Below are 15416 nucleotides of genomic sequence, written 5' to 3' on the forward strand. Positions count from 1 at the left end.
CCCGTGGTTATTTTTAATATCCATTTAAAATCAATCTATTGTGATTTTGTATCACGAACGCAGGCAAGGTAGTGCGAAAGGGATTCAGGTGAGGTGTTAAGGCGCCGAACATACCCCGTGTGCAGAATGAGTCTATTTTCGCATATTGCAAATTTGATTCATGCAAAATGCCTGTTACAGACCCATTCAGCGATTGGAGGCCAAGGCCAGGGGATCAGGTGGTGAATTCGGTGTGCTGTGTCATGCCGTCCAGCATCAGGGCGGCTATCTCGTCATACATCTGCGACCAGGCCTGTGCTAGTGCCGGGGTAAAACCACTGCCGAGACGCCGTGCCAGTACCTGGGTCAGCGCCTGTTTGAGCAGCGCAAATTGGTGGGGTTGAACGTTGAATCGCTGGTGACGCCTGCCGAGATCGCGAATGATGAAACCCAGTGCATCCAGCTGGGAGAGGCTGGTGATGACGGTGTTCAGGGTGTCCGACACCTTGGCAACGGGCAGCTCCTGATGTGGGGGGAAGAGGGCCCTGAGTTCGGGAGACAATCTGAACAGCTCTTCATACACCTCCTGGACATAGCTGTTGTTTAGGGCGCTCACCCTGCCCCAGGCTTTCTGGACCAGCTCTATCTGCTCAAAGGTCATGTCGATGTTTCCTTCCCGTGCGATGTCATGAAAATAATAATCCATCTACTCAATAGAGCACCGGGTTCCGCGCCATTTGGGGAAAAGAAGAGGGGGCCAGCAAGGAGGCTCGGAAGGTGACCCCTTGCTGGCAGGAGGCCGGGACCTCAGTTGCGCTGTTCCAGGTACATGACGGCTGCTTCGACGCGGCTTTGGGCCTCGAGCTTTTTCAGCAGGCTCTTGACGTGGACCTTGACGGTTCCCTCGGAGATATGGAGCACGGAGGCGACCTGCTTGTTGGACAACCCCTTGGCGATTTCACGCATGATCTGCATCTCGCGTCGGGTCAGGCTCTCCAGCTTCTGCTGCAGGTGGTCCAGCTCGTAGATGTTCTCGAGATAGGGACGTAGCGGCTCGCTCAGGATCTGCTTGCCGGTCATCACGTCAGCCAGCTGGGCCAGCAGCATGTCAGGCTCGGTGTCCTTGAGCAGATAGCCGTCCGCGCCTGCCTTGAGCAGGGCAACCACATCCTGGCGGGCGTCAGAGACGGTCAGGATCACCACGCGGGAAGTCACCTCTTCGGCCCGCAGCGCCTTGAGGGTATCGAGACCTGACAACCCCTTCATGTTGAGGTCGAGCAGGATGAGGTCCGGTTCGGACTCCTTTGCCATGGCCACGGCGTCGGTGCCGTTGGAAGCCTCGCCAACCACGTCGATGTTATCTTCCAACTCCAGCAGTTGCACAATTCCCTTGCGCATCAGGGGGTGGTCATCCACGACCAGAACACTGTATTTCATCTCGTCCATCAGGCGTCTCTTGTTAGGCTGGTGGGAAAGGTCAGGTGTATGCGGGTGCCCCCGGAGGGCGGTTCACTGATGGTCAACTGGCCGCGCAATTTGCTGGCGCGTTCATTCATGATGCTGAGACCGTAGTGATTCACCGCCGAGCTTGCGCCCCTTATTCCAACACCATCGTCTGCAATCTGAACCTGGATGTTACCATCAGCCAGGGTCTCACAGCTAACGTCAATGTGCCGCGCGCTGGCATGCTTGATGGCATTGAGCACTGCCTCACGGATCAGCTGCAGGATGTGGATGTGCTGCCCCGCTTCAAGGTCGGTGTCCGTCAGTCCGTACTGGAGCCTGATGTCGGCGTGCGTCTGGGGTTTGAGCTGCTCGAGCATGACCGCGATGGCTTCACCCAGGTTGGCATCGCCGATGCTGAGGCGGAAGGTGCCGAGCAGTTCGCGCAACTGGGTATAGGCATTGCTGAGTCCCTCGTCGATCTGCTCCATGGCTGCCTCGGTCTTGGCCCTGTCCCCCTTGGCGAAGGAGCGCTTGAGCAGAGTGGCCTGGATCTTCAGGTAGGAGAGGGCCTGGGCGAGGGAGTCGTGCAGTTCACGGGCGATGACGGCGCGCTCTTCCATCAGCAGCAGGCGCTGGTGCTGCAGCAGGGTCTGATCCTTGTGCAGCACCTGGGCCAGCAACATGGAGAAGTTCTTCATCAGCCGCTCGTCGATGGGGTGGCCGCTTATCATGTCGAGCCGGCCGTACTCCTCGTCATCCATCTGCAGGTAGAAACTCACCACGGCGTCCAGATCCCCCGGCCACCCCTTTCGCCCTGTGATGTAGACCGGCATCGCATTGTGCTCGAAGCGGGTGAGGCGGATGTACTCGATGTGCTGGTGGGCGGCGGCCCGCTCCAGCAGTTTTTGCAGGGTACGGCGGCTGAGGGGCGCCGCGTGCAGTTTCTGGGCGGTGGAATAGAGGAAGGAGAGGGTGTCGTTGGCCTGTTGTAGTTTGGCCGTTTTCTCCTCCACCTTGCTCTCCAGCTCCCGGTAGAGTTTGCCAAGCTCGTCGGCCATGGTCGCGAACGCCCCCGACAACTCTCCCAGCTCGTTTTCACAGTGGGGGGGCAGGGTGAGATCGAACTCCTGACGCTGGATCTGGCGTGCGCAATAGACCAGCTGGTTGAGGGGGGCCACCACCTGCTGGCGGGTGAAGCGCACCGTGCACCAGGCGATGGTGATGATGGCGAGTAGACCCAACCCCTCTGCCAGGGCCAGCATGCGCACCTTGAACTCCACGTGGTACTGCATCTGGTTGACGAAGTCATCGATGGCGGCGACGAACTGTTCCGTATTGTCGGTATAACGGCTGGGGGTGGCATTCTCGATGTGTTCGCGCATCACTTGCCATTGCAGCAGGACTTCACCATAGGTGCGGCGCAGGGAGGCGGGCGTGATCCAGCGCTGGGTCTCCTGCAGCTCGGGGGCATGAAGGGTCTGTTCAAACTGGGCGAGCCGACCGAGGACGACCTGATCCTTCTCGATTTCATAGGCCATGCGGTAGGCCTGCATGCGCAGGGATCCCGACAGGTTGATGGCTTTGGCATCGGGAACCGAATAGAAGAGGGTGACCATGGCCACCACGGCGATCAGGCTGGCCATGAACAGGATCAGCACCATGGAGCGACCGATGGCGCTGCTGACCGACTGCACTCTGAACCATTTTCCCATGCCGACCGGCTCCCTTTTCACCCACAAAGACCCCACAAAGTAGCATGGGAGTGTACTCCAAGTTGTGCTAGCATCGAAAAACTAGATGAACTCCGAGCGATTTTGCCTAAGTCATTGAGATAGGGGGAGATCGCCGTCAGCCGATGTTCGAGCTGAAAGGGTCAGGAAAGAAATGCCCTGGCCTCCCGTATTTGGAAAGGTGTTTATGTTGCCACTTGAAGATGGTTTTTCCCGTCGCTTTTACTATTTGCGTCTGTCGGTCACCGACGTCTGCAATTTCCGCTGTACCTACTGTCTGCCGGACGGCTATCACCCGCCGAAAGGAGATGGTGAGGGGCGCCAGTCCTTCCTCTCCCTGGAGGAGATCCGTCGCGTCGTCTCCGGGTTTGCGGCCATGGGGACGCGCAAGGTGCGTCTGACCGGAGGCGAGCCCTCCCTGCGTCGCGACTTCACGGCCATCATCGAGACCGTGGCCAATACTCCCGGCATCGAGAAGGTGGCCATGACCACCAACGGGTATCGCCTCAAGGAGCGTGCCCGCGAGTGGTTCGATGCGGGGCTGACGGCCCTGAACGTCAGCGTCGACAGCCTGGATCCCCGCCAGTTCCACCAGATCACCGGCGAGAACAAGCTGGCGGAGGTGATGGCGGGGATAGACGCCGCCCTGAGTGCAGGTTTCCGGTCGGTCAAGATCAACGCCGTGCTGCTCAAGGGGCTCAATGATCATCAGCTCGAGACATTCCTCGCCTGGATCCGGGACAAACCTATCGAGCTTCGTTTCATCGAACTGATGCAGACCGGCGAGATGGACGCCCTGTTTCGCGACCACCATACCAGCGGTGAACTCATCAAGCAGCGCCTGCAAGAGAGCGGCTGGGTGCAGCAGCTGCGCGGCCTGGATGATGGCCCTGCCCAGGTGTTCACGCATCCGGACTCGAGGGGCGGGGTGGGGCTCATCATGCCCTACAGCAAGGATTTTTGCGCCGGTTGCAACCGGCTGCGGGTCTCCTCCAAGGGCAAGCTGCACCTGTGTCTCTTTGGCGACAACGGGGTGGAACTGCGGGATCTGCTCACCGATGACAGCCAGCAGGAGGCGCTGCAATGGCGTATTCGCCAGGCGCTGACCGGCAAGGCCGCCACCCATCGCCTCCATGAAGGCAATGCAGGCATGACCCCCCACCTGGCCTCCATCGGCGGCTGACAGCCGCCGTGCACCTCAAATAACCTTCGATTAATTATCAATCCTCACATAGGGGTAATTTACCTTGCCCCTGCTGTGTCTAATTACGCCAAGGGTTTGATCCAGCGCAAGAATCCCCCCTGTTTATCTCCCTGGTGGTATATCCCCTGACTTGTCAGGGCCGCAATATACACCCACGCTTATAATTGGCATTGAAAATGCCAGTCACGGGATCCGCGCGGGGGCATTCGTCCCCGAAAAGAGGAGTCGATATGACCGACGGGGTCAACTTGTCACGCAGAGGCCTGTTTCGGGGACGCCTTAGCGCCCCCAAGGCTGGGATCCAGTTGCCCTGGTCCGTCTCCTGGGACGAGTTCGTGGCCGGCTGTACCCGCTGCGGCGACTGTCTGGCGGCCTGTCCGGAGCAGATCCTGATCAAGGGAGACGGGGGCTTCCCCACGGTGGATTTTCACCGCGGCGAGTGCACCTTCTGCACCGAGTGTGTGAGCGCCTGCCAGGCGCCGGTGTTCAGGCCGACAACCCAGACACCCTGGGAGTATGTGGCCCATATCGAGGCGGGCTGTCTGGCTACGGCCCAGGTGTTCTGCCAGCGCTGTCAGGACAGCTGCGAGCAGCAGGCCATCCGCTTTTCCCCCCGACTGGGGCGCGTACCCACCCCCAGCATCCATGCCGAGTCGTGCAACGGCTGCGGGGCCTGCGTGGCGGATTGCCCGGTGGGCAGCATCAGCATCGGTCTGTCTCGTGGCGAGGCTTCGCGATGACCCAAGAGACGAACAAGTTGGAAAACGGTGATATGACGCGAGAAGAGTTCCATGTATCCAGCCTGGTGGTGCTGACCCAGCCCGATCTGCGCCACGCCCTGGCAGAGCGGATTGCGACCCTGGACGGGGCCGAGATCCACGCCGTCAGCGAGGAGGGCAAGCTGGTGGTGACCCTGGAGGGGCCGAGCCAGCGCCCCATCATGGCGGCCATCGACACCATTCAGGGGTTGCCCGGGGTGCTCTCTGCGGCCCTGATCTACCACCAGTTCGATGAAATGGACGCCGAAGATGGGGAATAAGGCGTCATGTGGCAGAAGCGCAAGAGTCGTTCGCTGACCGCCATGGGTAATACACGGGATGCCGGGTCTGTTGTCTGCGTTCGATGAACGAAAAGCCCAGAGCAAAGGAATAAAGCGCCATGGAGCTGAGCCAGCGCGGCTCGTCACAATGGCTGTCATTGATGTGATTAAGCAATGCGAGGATATGTCATGAAGCTGAGTCGACGCGACTTTATGAAGGCCAATGCGGTGGCGGCAGCCGCTGCCGTGGCCGGTGTCAGTGCCCCCACTCTGGCGGCGAACCTGATCACCAGTACCGACAAGACCGCCATCACCTGGGACAAGGCGCCATGCCGCTTCTGCGGGACCGGCTGCTCCGTGCTGGTGGGCTCCCAGGCTGGCCGCGTCGTGGCGACCCAGGGGGATCCCGATGCACCGGTCAACCGCGGCCTGAACTGCATCAAGGGCTACTTCCTCTCCAAGATCATGTACGGGGAGGATCGCCTGACCCAGCCCATGCTGCGCATGACCAACGGCAAGTTCGACAAGAACGGCAACTTCGCCCCCATCAGCTGGGATCAGGCCTTCGACATCATGGCCGAGAAGTTCAAGGCGACCCTGAAAGAGAAGGGCCCGACCGCCGTCGGCATGTTCGGCTCCGGCCAGTGGACCGTCTGGGAAGGCTATGCCGCCGCCAAGTTGATGAAGGCAGGCCTGCGCTCCAACAACCTGGATCCCAATGCCCGTCACTGCATGGCCTCCGCGGTAGTGGGCTTCATGCGTACCTTCGGCATGGATGAACCCATGGGCTGCTACGACGATATCGAGCAGGCCGACGCCTTCGTGCTGTGGGGCTCCAACATGGCCGAGATGCACCCCATCCTCTGGTCGCGCATCTCCGATCGCCGTCTGTCCCACCAGGATGTGCAGGTGCACGTGCTCTCCACCTTCGAGCACCGCAGCTTCGAGCTGGCGGACAACGGGCTGGTGTTCACCCCCCAGACCGATCTGGCGATCCTCAACTACATCGCCAACTACATCATCCAGAACGACAAGGTGAACTGGGAGTTCGTCAACAAGCACACCCAGTTCCGCAAAGGGGTGACCGACATCGGTTACGGCCTGCGTCCCACCAACCCGCTGCAGCAAAAGGCCAAGAACCCGGACAGCGGCGACTCCACCCCCATGAGCTTCGACGACTTCGCCAAGTTCGTGGCGGATTACGATCTGGAGTCCGTCTCCAAGCTCTCCGGCGTGCCCAAGGACAAGCTCGAGAAGCTGGCCCAGATCTATGCGGATCCGGACAAGAAGGTGGTCTCTTACTGGACCATGGGGTTCAACCAGCACACCCGTGGCGTCTGGGCCAACAACCTCTGCTACAACATCCACCTGCTGACCGGCAAGATCTCCCAGCCGGGCTCCGGCCCCTTCTCCCTGACCGGCCAGCCCTCCGCCTGTGGTACCGCCCGTGAAGTGGGTACCTTCGCCCACCGTCTGCCGGCGGACATGGTGGTCACGGATCCCAAACACCGCGCCATCGCCGAGAAGATCTGGAAGCTGCCGGAAGGCACCATCCCGGAGCAGGTGGGCTACCACGCCGTGCTGCAAAACCGCATGCTGAAAGACGGCAAGCTCAACGCCTACTGGGTGATGTGCAACAACAACATGCAGGCCGGCCCGAACATGAACGAAGAGGCGCTGCCCGGTTATCGCAACCCGGCCAACTTCATCGTGGTCTCCGACCCTTATCCGACCGTGACCGCCCAGGCGGCCGACCTCATCCTGCCCACCGCCATGTGGGTGGAGAAAGAGGGGGCCTATGGCAACGCCGAACGTCGCACCCAGTTCTGGCACCAGCAGGTGAAGGCACCGGAAGGGGCCAAGTCCGACCTGTGGCAGCTGATGGAGTTCTCCAAACGCTTCACCGTGGAAGAGGTGTGGCCGGCTGAGTTGATTGCCAAGATGCCGGAAGTGAAGGGCAAGACCCTGTTCGACGTGCTCTATGCCAACGGCCAGGTGAACCAGTTCCCGAAAGAGCAGAGCAAGGGGGCCCTGAACGACGAGGCCGAGCACTTTGGTTTCTACGTCCAGAAGGGGCTGTTCGAGGAGTACGCCTCCTTCGGTCGCGGCCATGGCCACGACCTGGCGCCGTTCGATCAGTATCACGAAGCCCGTGGCCTGCGCTGGCCGGTGGTGGACGGCAAGGAGACCCTGTGGCGCTATCGCGAAGGGTTCGACCCTTACGTGAAGGCGGGGGAGGGGGTGCGCTTCTACGGCAAGCCCGACGGCAAGGCGGTCATCTTCGCGCTGCCCTATGAGCCGGCTGCCGAAGCTCCGGACAAAGAGTACGACATGTGGCTCTCCACCGGTCGCGTGCTGGAGCACTGGCACACCGGCACCATGACCCGTCGCGTGCCCGAGCTCTATCGCGCCTTCCCGGATGCGGTGCTCTTCATGCACCCGGAAGATGCCAAGGCCCGTGGCGTGCGCCGTGGTGAAGAGGTGATCGTCTCCTCCCGCCGGGGCGAGGTGAAGACCCGGGTCGAGACCCGTGGCCGCAACCGTCCGCCCAAGGGACTGGTGTTCATGCCCTTCTTCGATGCGAGCCAGCTGGTCAACAAGCTGACCCTGGACGCCACCGATCCGCTCTCCAAGGAGACGGATTACAAGAAGTGCGCCGTCAAGGTCATGAAGGCCTGAGGCGGGGGAGCGCGAGATGAGTCGTAGTCGGCGCCAGTTTCTGGCCGACATGGCCAAGGGGGTCTGCGGTGTGGGCCTGCTTGGCGTGGGGCTCGGCGGCGTGGCGCGCCAGCAGGTGCAGGCTTTGCCTGCCCAGGCGCTGCGCCCGCCGGCCGCCCTCGACGAGGCCGAGTTTCTCGGCGCCTGCGTGCGCTGCGGGCTCTGCGTCGAGGCATGCCCCTACGACACCCTCAAGCTCGCCCGGCTGTTTGAACCCGTGACCACCGGCACCCCCTACTTCAAGGCGCGCGCCGTTCCGTGCGAGATGTGTGACGACATCCCCTGCGTGGCGGCCTGCCCGAGCGGGGCGCTGGATCGGGCCATGACCGATATCGATCAGGCGCGGATGGGGGTGGCGGTGCTCATCGATCACGAGACCTGCCTCAACTACCTGGGGCTGCGCTGCGACGTTTGCTACCGGGTCTGCCCCCTCATCGACAAGGCCATTACCTTGGAGCTGCAGCACAACCCGCGCACAGGCAAGCACGCCATGTTCCTGCCCACGGTGCACAGCGATCTCTGCACCGGCTGCGGCAAGTGCGAGCACGCCTGCGTGCTGGAGGAGGCGGCCATCAAGGTGGTGCCTCGCCAGCTTGCCAAGGGGGAGCTGGGTCACCACTACCGGCTCGGCTGGGAAGAGAAGGCGAAGGCGGGCAAATCGCTCATCGGCGACAGGCTCACCCTGCCGACCCGCAAACCGGAGGGTCTATGAGTCGGTATCCGGGGGCCGAGGCCACGGCCAGGCTGGGGTGGTGGCGTGCCCACCGCTTCCTGCTGCTGCGCCGGCTTTGCCAGTTCGGGGTGCTGGGGCTGTTCCTGCTGGGGCCGCTCGCGGGCATCTGGATCCTCAAGGGCAACCTCTCCAGCTCCCTGCTGCTGGAGACGGTGCCCCTCACGGATCCCCTGACCCTGTTGCAGTCGGTGGCGGCGGGCCAGTGGCCCATCCCCACCCTCTGGCTCGGGGCCGGGCTGGTGCTCGCGGGTTACTGGCTGGTCGGGGGGCGGGTGTTCTGCTCCTGGGTCTGTCCGGTCAACCTGGTCACCGATGCCGCCGCCTGGCTCAGGGGGCGGCTCGGGCTCAAGGGCAACGGTCAGTTCAACCGCGCTACCCGCTACTGGCTGCTGGCCATGGTGCTGGTGGCGCCGGCCATCGCCGGCGTGCTGGTGTGGGAGCTGGTCAATCCGGTGCCCCTCACCCTGCGCGGCCTGCTGTTCGGCATGGGGGCGGGCTGGGGCCTGCTGGCGGCGCTGTTCCTGTTCGACCTTTTTGTGGTGGAGCGGGGCTGGTGCGGTCACCTCTGTCCGGTGGGGGCCTTCTATGCCCTGGTCAACCGGGTCGGGTTCATCAAGATTGCAGCCTCGGGGCGCGAGCGGTGCAGCAACTGCATGGATTGTTATGCGGTCTGCCCGGAGCGCCCCATCCTGCGCGGCCCCGTTCACGGTGCCAGGCGTGGTCACGGGCCCTTGATTGCGGCTCAGGAGTGTACCAACTGCGGCCGTTGCATCGATGTCTGCGCGGAGCAAGTTTTTGAAATCACTGTAGGTTTTGCCGTCAAGGCAGAGAAAACGTCGGAGAACACATAATGAAGAAGCTGATTGGAGCAATGCTGGCCTGCCTGATGGCGGGTTCCTTGATGGCGGCCGTCCCCGAGATCACCAACAGCACGGGGGGCATCAAGTCGGAGCGGGGAAGCACGGATCTGGTGACGGATGCCGACGCGGCCCCCATGAAGAACTTTCGCAAGGATGGCGACCTCTACGATCGCCAGTACATGCACCAGCCCCCGCTGATCCCCCACGACACCCGCAACTATGAAGTGGACAACAAGGTCAACAAGTGCCTGGCCTGTCACAGCTTCAAGAACGCCAGTGCCATGAAGGCCCCCAAGATAAGCCCCACCCACTTCGAGACCCGCGACGGCATGACCCTGGGCGAAGTCTCTCCGCGTCGCTACTTCTGTCTGCAGTGCCACGTGCCGCAAGCGGATGCCAAGCCGCTGGTGAACAATACCTTCAAACCGGTTGAAGCGCTGAACTGAGGAGCCCATAGATGAAATTACCCGGCTTTGTGAAGCGTCTGTGGACCACCTTCAAGTCACCGTCGAAGGCGGCCCTCTGGGTCATCCTGCTGATGGGCTTCTTCGGTGGCGTCATCTTCTGGGGCGGGTTCAACACCGCCATGGAAGCGTCCAACACCGAGGCCTTCTGCACCGGTTGCCACGAGATGAAGGACAACGTGTTCGTGGAGTACCGCGACACCATCCACTACGCCAACCGCTCCGGCGTGCGGGCCAGCTGCCCGGATTGCCACGTACCCCACGAATGGACCTACAAGATCATCCGCAAGGTGCAGGCCTCCAAGGAGCTGTGGGGCATGATCACCGGCAAGGTGGATACCCGCGAGAAGTTTGAATCCCACCGGCGGGAGATGGCCGAGCGGGAGTGGCAGCGGATGAAGGAGACGGATTCGCGCGAGTGCCGCAACTGCCACAACTTCGAGTACATGGACTTCTCCCTGCAAGGGCGTCGAGCCGCCCAGATGCACTCCACCAACCTGGCAAGCGGGGCCAACACCTGCATCGACTGCCACAAGGGGATTGCGCACCAACTGCCTGACATGAAAGGGGTGCCAGGCTTCTGATGGGAAGGCCGCCGGATCCCCGGGATCCGGCGGCCTTCGAGATTAATGGGCAATGACGCCCCCCAGCCAGACATCTTTTGATAGAATCCCTTCCCGGCAACGCGGCGCCCACCGGCTCCTTTCATGGCTGGCACCACGGTGCGGCGCGTTCACCTCATCCTCTCGTGGTCAATGATTGACAGGAATGGCCCCAATGGCACCCAAACACAGCGAATTCATCCCTCTCAAGATCGCCGTCCTGACGGTTTCCGACAGTCGCACCGCTGCCGATGACAGCTCGGGGGACTATCTGGTCGAGGCCCTGACCCAGACCGGCCACGTGCTGGCCGACCGGGCGCTCTGCCCAGACAACCTGTTTCGCATCCGCGCCCAGGTGAGCGAGTGGATTGCCGACGAGGGAGTCCAGGTGGTGCTCATCAACGGCGGCACCGGCTTCAACGAGCAGAACCGGGTGCCCGAGGCGGTCGGCGTGCTGTTCGAGCGCACGGTGCAGGGCTTTGGCGAGATGTTCCGCCAGCTCTCGTTTGCCGAGATAAAAGGCTCCGCCATGCAGAGCCGTGCCCTGGCAGGACTCGCCAATCGCACCCTGATCTGCTGCCTGCCCGGCTCCACCGGCGCCTGCCGTCTGGGCTGGGAACAGCTTATCCGGGATCAGCTCGACGCCCGTACCCGGCCGTGCAACTTCGTGACCCATCTGTGATCCCGGGAGTAAACCCGGATCATCCATCTTATTCTTCGATAGGGGCATAGATGAACCTGACCCATCTCAACCAGAGCGGCGAGGCCCACATGGTGGATGTCACCGACAAGCAGGTGACCGAACGCGAGGCCCGCGCCGAGGCTTTCGTGACCATGGCCCCCGAGACCCTGGCGTTGATCCTGAGCGGTCAGCACCACAAGGGGGACGTCTTCGCCACCGCCCGCATCGCCGGCATCATGGCGGCCAAGAAGACCTCGGATCTCATTCCCCTCTGCCATCCCCTGGCCCTGACCCGGGTGGAGGTAGAGATAGCCCCCCAGGCGGCGCACAATCGGGTCCATATCCGCACCCTGTGCAAGCTCTCGGGCAAGACCGGGGTGGAGATGGAAGCGCTCACCGCCGCCTCGGTGGCGGCCCTGACCATCTACGACATGTGCAAGGCGGTGCAAAAGGACATGGTGATCGAGCAGGTGCGTCTGGTGGAGAAAAAGGGCGGCAAGTCCGGTCATTTCCAACTGGGTGCGACCAAAGGAGAGCAGGCATGATCAAGGTTCTGTTTTTTGCCCAGGTGCGTGAGCTGGTCGGCTGCGACGAGCTCAGCCTGCCTTGCGACTACGCCAGTGCCGATGCCCTTCGCGCCGCCTTGAGCGAGCGGGGTGACAAGTGGGCGCTGGCGCTCGAATCCGGCAAGCTCCTCGTGGCGGTCAACCAGACCCTGGTGCCGCTGGATACCCCTCTCCATGACGGGGATGAGGTAGCCTTCTTCCCGCCGGTGACCGGAGGTTGAGCCATGAGCGACGTAGCCATCACAGATCGCATTCTGGTGCAGCGGGCTGACTTCTCGCTGGCCGACGAATATGCCCGCCTTGCTGCCCGGCAGGACACAGGCGCGATTGTCAGCTTTGTCGGCAAGGTGCGCGACTTCAATCAGGGGGAGCATGTGAAGGGGCTGGCCCTCGAACACTACCCCGGCATGACCGAGAAGGCGCTGACGAACATAGTGGCCGAGGCCCGCAGCCGCTGGCCCCTGCAGGAGTGTACCCTCATTCACCGCATCGGCGAGCTGCTGCTCGGGGATCAGATCGTGCTGGTGGTGGTGAGCAGTGCCCACCGCGAGGCGGCCTTCGAGGCCTGCCACTTCATCATGGATTTCTTGAAAACCCGGGCGCCGTTCTGGAAAAAAGAGCTGACCGCCGACGGGGTGCAACGCTGGGTCGAGGCCAGGGCGAGCGATGACGCCGCCCTGGCCCGCTGGCAACAAGGGGAGTGAGCCTCGAGCTCGTGTCAATCGATCCGGCGTGCCGGAACATAAGGAGCAACGGAATGAAGAGATGGGTATCCCTGTTGGTGCTGGGGATCGGCGCCATGTACAGCGGTGCTGTGCTGGCTGACGAGGTCAAGGTGGCGGTGGCGGCCAACTTCAAGGGCACCATAGAGCGCATCGGCAAGGAGTTCACCGCCAAGACCGGCCACAGCGTCGTCATCAGTTCGGCGGCCACCGGCGTGCTCTATACCCAGATCACCCACGGTGCGCCCTTCGATCTCTTCCTCTCGGCCGACGTGGCGACCCCTCAAAAGCTGGAGTCGGAAGGCAAGGGGAGCGAGCGCTTCACCTATGCCATCGGTCAGCTCGGCCTCTGGCAGAAGGGGGGGCCTGCTCCTGATGAGGCCACCTTGCGCCACTGGCAGGGGGAGCTGGCCATCGCCAACCCCAAGACAGCGCCCTATGGCGCTGCCGCCATGGCGACCCTGGCTCACCTCAAGATCGATCCCAAGCAGTATCGGGTGCTGACCGGCACCAACATCAGCCAGACCTGGCAGTTTGTCGATACCGGCAATGCGAAGCTGGGCTTCGTCGCCTGGGCCAACCTGGTGGAGGCGGGCAAGACCGGCGAAGCCTGGGCGGTGCCGGCCAGCTTCTATCCCCCCATCGAGCAGCAGGCCCTGGTGCTGAAGAAAGGGGCAGCGGTGGATGCCCTGGTCGCCTGGCTCAAGGGGCCGGGACAGGCGCAGATCAAGGCGGCGGGTTACGCCCTGCCGCAGTAAGCGCCCGGCGTCTGCCGGGGCCGGCCAGCCCCGTGCTGGCCAGATCCGGTGCCTGACGTGTCCCAAGGCGGCGTCCGTCATGACGGCGCCCTGTTTTTTATCGACACCCGAGAGGGGACCCTATGAGTGAAGGGGATCTGCTGGCGGTCTGGCTGACCCTGAAACTGGCGGCCAGTACCACTGCCATCCTGCTGCTGCTGTCGCCGCCGCTCGCCTGGTGGCTGTCTCGCAGCCAGCACCGGCTGCGCCCTCTGGTGGAAGCCATGGTGGCCCTGCCGCTGGTGCTGCCGCCCACCGTGCTCGGTTTCTATCTGCTGCTGGCCTTCTCCCCGGAGTACGGCCTCGGTGGCTGGTGGCGGGAGACCTTCGGAGCCCCGCTCGCCTTCAGTTTCCTCGGCCTGCTCATCGCCTCCGTCATCTATTCGCTCCCCTTCGTGGTACAGCCCCTCACCTCCGCCTTCGTCAACATGGGCAACAAGGAGCTGGAGGCTGCCGCCACCCTGGGGATGGGCCCGTTTGAGCGTTTCTTTCGCATCATCCTGCCCATGACGCTGCCCAGCTTCGTGATGGCGGCAGCGCTGGGCTTTGCCCACACCCTGGGGGAGTTCGGGGTGGTGCTGATGATCGGCGGCAACATTCCCGGGGAGACCCAGGTGCTCTCCATCGCCCTGTTTGATCACGTGGAGGCGATGGATTACCAGAATGCCCATATTCTGGCAGGCGGCCTGATGGGCTTCTCCCTGGTGATGCTGGTGCTGGTCTACGGGGTGCTGCAACGCCGGCAACGGAGGCTGTTCGGATGAACCTCTACCTCAAGGCCAGACGTGATTTCGGACCCTTCACCCTGGCGTGCGATCTGGCGCTGCCCCCCAGCCGCATCCTCGGCCTGTTCGGTCCTTCGGGCTGTGGCAAGAGCACCCTGCTGCGTATCATCGCCGGGCTCGACAGGGCCCCGGGCGATGCCCTGCGCTGGCAGGGGCGCGAGCTTGCAGCCCTGCCCCCCGAGGCGCGGCGCATCGGGCTGGTGTTTCAGGATGCTCGTCTCTTCCCCCACCTGAGTGTGCTCGGCAACCTGCAACTGGCGGCTCGCAAGGGGAGGGGGCGCTGGCAGCCAGAGGATCTGGCTGCGCGTCTTGGCTTTGCCGAGCTGCTGGGGCAACCGGCCCACGGCCTTTCCGGCGGTCAGCGTCAGCGGGTGGCACTGGCCAGGGCCTTGCTGGCCGAGCCTGATCTGCTGCTGCTGGATGAACCCTTCTCTGCGCTGGACAGGCGCAGCCGCATCCATCAGGCCCACGTGCTCAAGGGCTTGCAGCAGGAGAGCGGCATCCCCATGATCTTCGTCAGCCACGCCATGGAGGAGGTGAGCCTGCTCTGCGATGGCCTGGTGCTGCTGGCAGAGGGACGGGTGGAGGCCCAGGGCACCCCCGAAGAGATCTTCGCCCGCACCGACCTGTCGCTGGCCAGTCGCGACGACGTCGGGGTCATGCTCTCGGCGACCCTGGCCCACTACGACGAGCACGAGCAGATGGCGACCCTGCGACTCGGGGAGCAGGCCCTGATGGTGACCATGGAGCATGCCCCCGATGAAGCAGGTCCCTTGCAGATCAAGGTGGCGGCGCGGGATCTGGTGATCGCCACCGAGCCCATCGTGCACTCCAGCCTCTCCAACTGCCTCGAGACCCGGCTGCTGGAGGTGCGGGAGGTGCGACCGGGGCAGACCCTGTTGCAGTTGGCTCTCGGGCAGCAGATACTGCTGGCCCGGATCACCAGCCGCTCCGCGCAGCGGCTCGCCCTGACGCCGGCCATGCGCCTCTACGCCTACATCAAGGCGGTGAGCCTGGTGGGAGAGGGGTAGACGGGGGATCGGAGTTCGGATTGGCTGGCCCTGAGTGGCTGGCATGGCGTCGAGAAAG

The 15416-nt window shown here is 63.0% G+C and carries 18 protein-coding genes and 1 riboswitch; of the genes, 15 read left to right on the forward strand and 3 right to left on the reverse strand.

Annotated elements, in window-relative coordinates; genetic code table 11:
• Positions 1–214: 214 nt before the first annotated feature.
• The 3 genes from J9892_RS07645 to narQ form a co-directional block, all read right to left on the reverse strand.
• The gene (locus J9892_RS07645; protein ID WP_039038868.1) at positions 215–640 is read right to left on the reverse strand and encodes a globin domain-containing protein; all 426 of its coding nucleotides are present in this window, start codon (positions 638–640) and stop codon (positions 215–217) included.
• A gap of 146 nt (positions 641–786) precedes the next feature.
• Positions 787–1425, reverse strand: a complete 639-nt coding sequence (narL, locus tag J9892_RS07650) for a two-component system response regulator NarL (protein WP_039038841.1) — start codon at positions 1423–1425, stop codon at positions 787–789.
• A complete protein-coding gene (gene narQ / locus J9892_RS07655) occupies positions 1425–3137 on the reverse strand; it encodes a nitrate/nitrite two-component system sensor histidine kinase NarQ (RefSeq protein WP_042882582.1) in 1713 nt (570 codons plus the stop codon). The genes narL and narQ overlap by 1 nt, the downstream gene beginning before the upstream one ends.
• Positions 3138–3215: 78 nt before the next feature.
• Positions 3216–3355: riboswitch (molybdenum cofactor riboswitch) on the forward strand.
• Between narQ and moaA the strand changes: the two genes are divergently transcribed.
• The 15 genes from moaA to modC all read left to right on the forward strand — a co-directional run bounded on the left by moaA (position 3343) and on the right by modC (position 15358).
• On the forward strand, positions 3343–4338 hold the full coding sequence (gene moaA, locus J9892_RS07660) for a GTP 3',8-cyclase MoaA (protein ID WP_010674152.1): 996 nt from the start codon (positions 3343–3345) through the stop codon (positions 4336–4338). (Overlaps the previous riboswitch by 13 nt.)
• Before the next feature lie 251 nt (positions 4339–4589).
• Entirely contained in the window at positions 4590–5099 is a 510-nt protein-coding gene (gene napF, locus J9892_RS07665; protein WP_010674153.1) for a ferredoxin-type protein NapF, read from the forward strand.
• Complete coding sequence (locus tag J9892_RS07670) at positions 5096–5398, forward strand: chaperone NapD (protein ID WP_010674154.1); 303 nt, start codon at positions 5096–5098, stop codon at positions 5396–5398. Before napF ends, J9892_RS07670 begins: the two co-directional genes overlap by 4 nt.
• Positions 5399–5587: 189 nt before the next feature.
• Positions 5588–8077 (forward strand): nitrate reductase catalytic subunit NapA, encoded by a 2490-nt coding sequence (gene napA / locus J9892_RS07675; RefSeq protein ID WP_041212735.1) that lies wholly within the window; start codon positions 5588–5590, stop codon positions 8075–8077.
• Positions 8078–8093: 16 nt separating this feature from the next.
• Positions 8094–8828, forward strand: a complete 735-nt coding sequence (gene napG, locus J9892_RS07680; RefSeq protein WP_049636342.1) for a ferredoxin-type protein NapG — start codon at positions 8094–8096, stop codon at positions 8826–8828.
• Complete coding sequence (gene napH, locus J9892_RS07685) at positions 8825–9700, forward strand: quinol dehydrogenase ferredoxin subunit NapH (RefSeq protein WP_102948211.1); 876 nt, start codon at positions 8825–8827, stop codon at positions 9698–9700. Before napG ends, napH begins: the two co-directional genes overlap by 4 nt.
• Entirely contained in the window at positions 9700–10155 is a 456-nt protein-coding gene (locus J9892_RS07690; RefSeq protein ID WP_029314277.1) for a nitrate reductase cytochrome c-type subunit, read from the forward strand. Before napH ends, J9892_RS07690 begins: the two co-directional genes overlap by 1 nt.
• Positions 10156–10166: 11 nt before the next feature.
• Entirely contained in the window at positions 10167–10757 is a 591-nt protein-coding gene (locus J9892_RS07695) for a cytochrome c3 family protein (RefSeq protein WP_010674159.1), read from the forward strand.
• Between the two features lie 193 nt (positions 10758–10950).
• Positions 10951–11457 carry a molybdenum cofactor biosynthesis protein B gene (gene moaB / locus J9892_RS07700; protein ID WP_102948212.1) on the forward strand — a complete coding sequence of 169 codons (507 nt, stop codon included), beginning with the start codon at positions 10951–10953 and terminating at the stop codon, positions 11455–11457.
• A gap of 50 nt (positions 11458–11507) precedes the next feature.
• Positions 11508–12002: a cyclic pyranopterin monophosphate synthase MoaC gene (gene moaC / locus J9892_RS07705; RefSeq protein WP_043154228.1), complete on the forward strand. Its 495-nt coding sequence runs from the start codon at positions 11508–11510 to the stop codon at positions 12000–12002.
• Positions 11999–12244 carry a molybdopterin synthase sulfur carrier subunit gene (gene moaD, locus J9892_RS07710; RefSeq protein ID WP_010674162.1) on the forward strand — a complete coding sequence of 82 codons (246 nt, stop codon included), beginning with the start codon at positions 11999–12001 and terminating at the stop codon, positions 12242–12244. The genes moaC and moaD overlap by 4 nt, the downstream gene beginning before the upstream one ends.
• Positions 12245–12247: 3 nt before the next feature.
• Positions 12248–12727: a molybdopterin synthase catalytic subunit MoaE gene (moaE, locus tag J9892_RS07715; RefSeq protein ID WP_102948214.1), complete on the forward strand. Its 480-nt coding sequence runs from the start codon at positions 12248–12250 to the stop codon at positions 12725–12727.
• Between the two features lie 53 nt (positions 12728–12780).
• Positions 12781–13503, forward strand: coding sequence for a molybdate ABC transporter substrate-binding protein (modA, locus tag J9892_RS07720; protein ID WP_210538176.1), 723 nt, complete (start codon positions 12781–12783; stop codon positions 13501–13503).
• A gap of 122 nt (positions 13504–13625) precedes the next feature.
• Positions 13626–14306, forward strand: coding sequence for a molybdate ABC transporter permease subunit (gene modB / locus J9892_RS07725; protein ID WP_010674165.1), 681 nt, complete (start codon positions 13626–13628; stop codon positions 14304–14306).
• Entirely contained in the window at positions 14303–15358 is a 1056-nt protein-coding gene (modC, locus tag J9892_RS07730) for a molybdenum ABC transporter ATP-binding protein (RefSeq protein ID WP_103243416.1), read from the forward strand. Before modB ends, modC begins: the two co-directional genes overlap by 4 nt.
• Positions 15359–15416 lie beyond the last annotated feature (58 nt).

Source organism: Aeromonas sp. Prich7-2, from assembly GCF_017939255.1.
Classification (GTDB): Bacteria; Pseudomonadota; Gammaproteobacteria; order Enterobacterales; family Aeromonadaceae; genus Aeromonas; species Aeromonas caviae.

Bases quoted from the DNA above. Each gene is read 5' to 3' on its own strand.
- moaB (WP_102948212.1), top strand. From the start codon at position 10,951: ATGGCACCCAAACACAGCGAATTCATCCCTCTCAAGATCGCCGTCCTG.
- J9892_RS07645 (WP_039038868.1), bottom strand. From the start codon at position 640: ATGACCTTTGAGCAGATAGAGCTGGTCCAGAAAGCCTGGGGCAGGGTG.
- J9892_RS07670 (WP_010674154.1), top strand. From the start codon at position 5,096: ATGACCCAAGAGACGAACAAGTTGGAAAACGGTGATATGACGCGAGAA.
- moaE (WP_102948214.1), top strand. From the start codon at position 12,248: ATGAGCGACGTAGCCATCACAGATCGCATTCTGGTGCAGCGGGCTGAC.
- narQ (WP_042882582.1), bottom strand. From the start codon at position 3,137: ATGGGAAAATGGTTCAGAGTGCAGTCGGTCAGCAGCGCCATCGGTCGC.
- modB (WP_010674165.1), top strand. From the start codon at position 13,626: ATGAGTGAAGGGGATCTGCTGGCGGTCTGGCTGACCCTGAAACTGGCG.
- narL (WP_039038841.1), bottom strand. From the start codon at position 1,425: ATGGACGAGATGAAATACAGTGTTCTGGTCGTGGATGACCACCCCCTG.
- J9892_RS07690 (WP_029314277.1), top strand. From the start codon at position 9,700: ATGAAGAAGCTGATTGGAGCAATGCTGGCCTGCCTGATGGCGGGTTCC.
- napF (WP_010674153.1), top strand. From the start codon at position 4,590: ATGACCGACGGGGTCAACTTGTCACGCAGAGGCCTGTTTCGGGGACGC.
- napH (WP_102948211.1), top strand. From the start codon at position 8,825: ATGAGTCGGTATCCGGGGGCCGAGGCCACGGCCAGGCTGGGGTGGTGG.
- napG (WP_049636342.1), top strand. From the start codon at position 8,094: ATGAGTCGTAGTCGGCGCCAGTTTCTGGCCGACATGGCCAAGGGGGTC.
- moaA (WP_010674152.1), top strand. From the start codon at position 3,343: ATGTTGCCACTTGAAGATGGTTTTTCCCGTCGCTTTTACTATTTGCGT.
- modC (WP_103243416.1), top strand. From the start codon at position 14,303: ATGAACCTCTACCTCAAGGCCAGACGTGATTTCGGACCCTTCACCCTG.
- moaC (WP_043154228.1), top strand. From the start codon at position 11,508: ATGAACCTGACCCATCTCAACCAGAGCGGCGAGGCCCACATGGTGGAT.
- napA (WP_041212735.1), top strand. From the start codon at position 5,588: ATGAAGCTGAGTCGACGCGACTTTATGAAGGCCAATGCGGTGGCGGCA.
- moaD (WP_010674162.1), top strand. From the start codon at position 11,999: ATGATCAAGGTTCTGTTTTTTGCCCAGGTGCGTGAGCTGGTCGGCTGC.
- J9892_RS07695 (WP_010674159.1), top strand. From the start codon at position 10,167: ATGAAATTACCCGGCTTTGTGAAGCGTCTGTGGACCACCTTCAAGTCA.
- modA (WP_210538176.1), top strand. From the start codon at position 12,781: ATGAAGAGATGGGTATCCCTGTTGGTGCTGGGGATCGGCGCCATGTAC.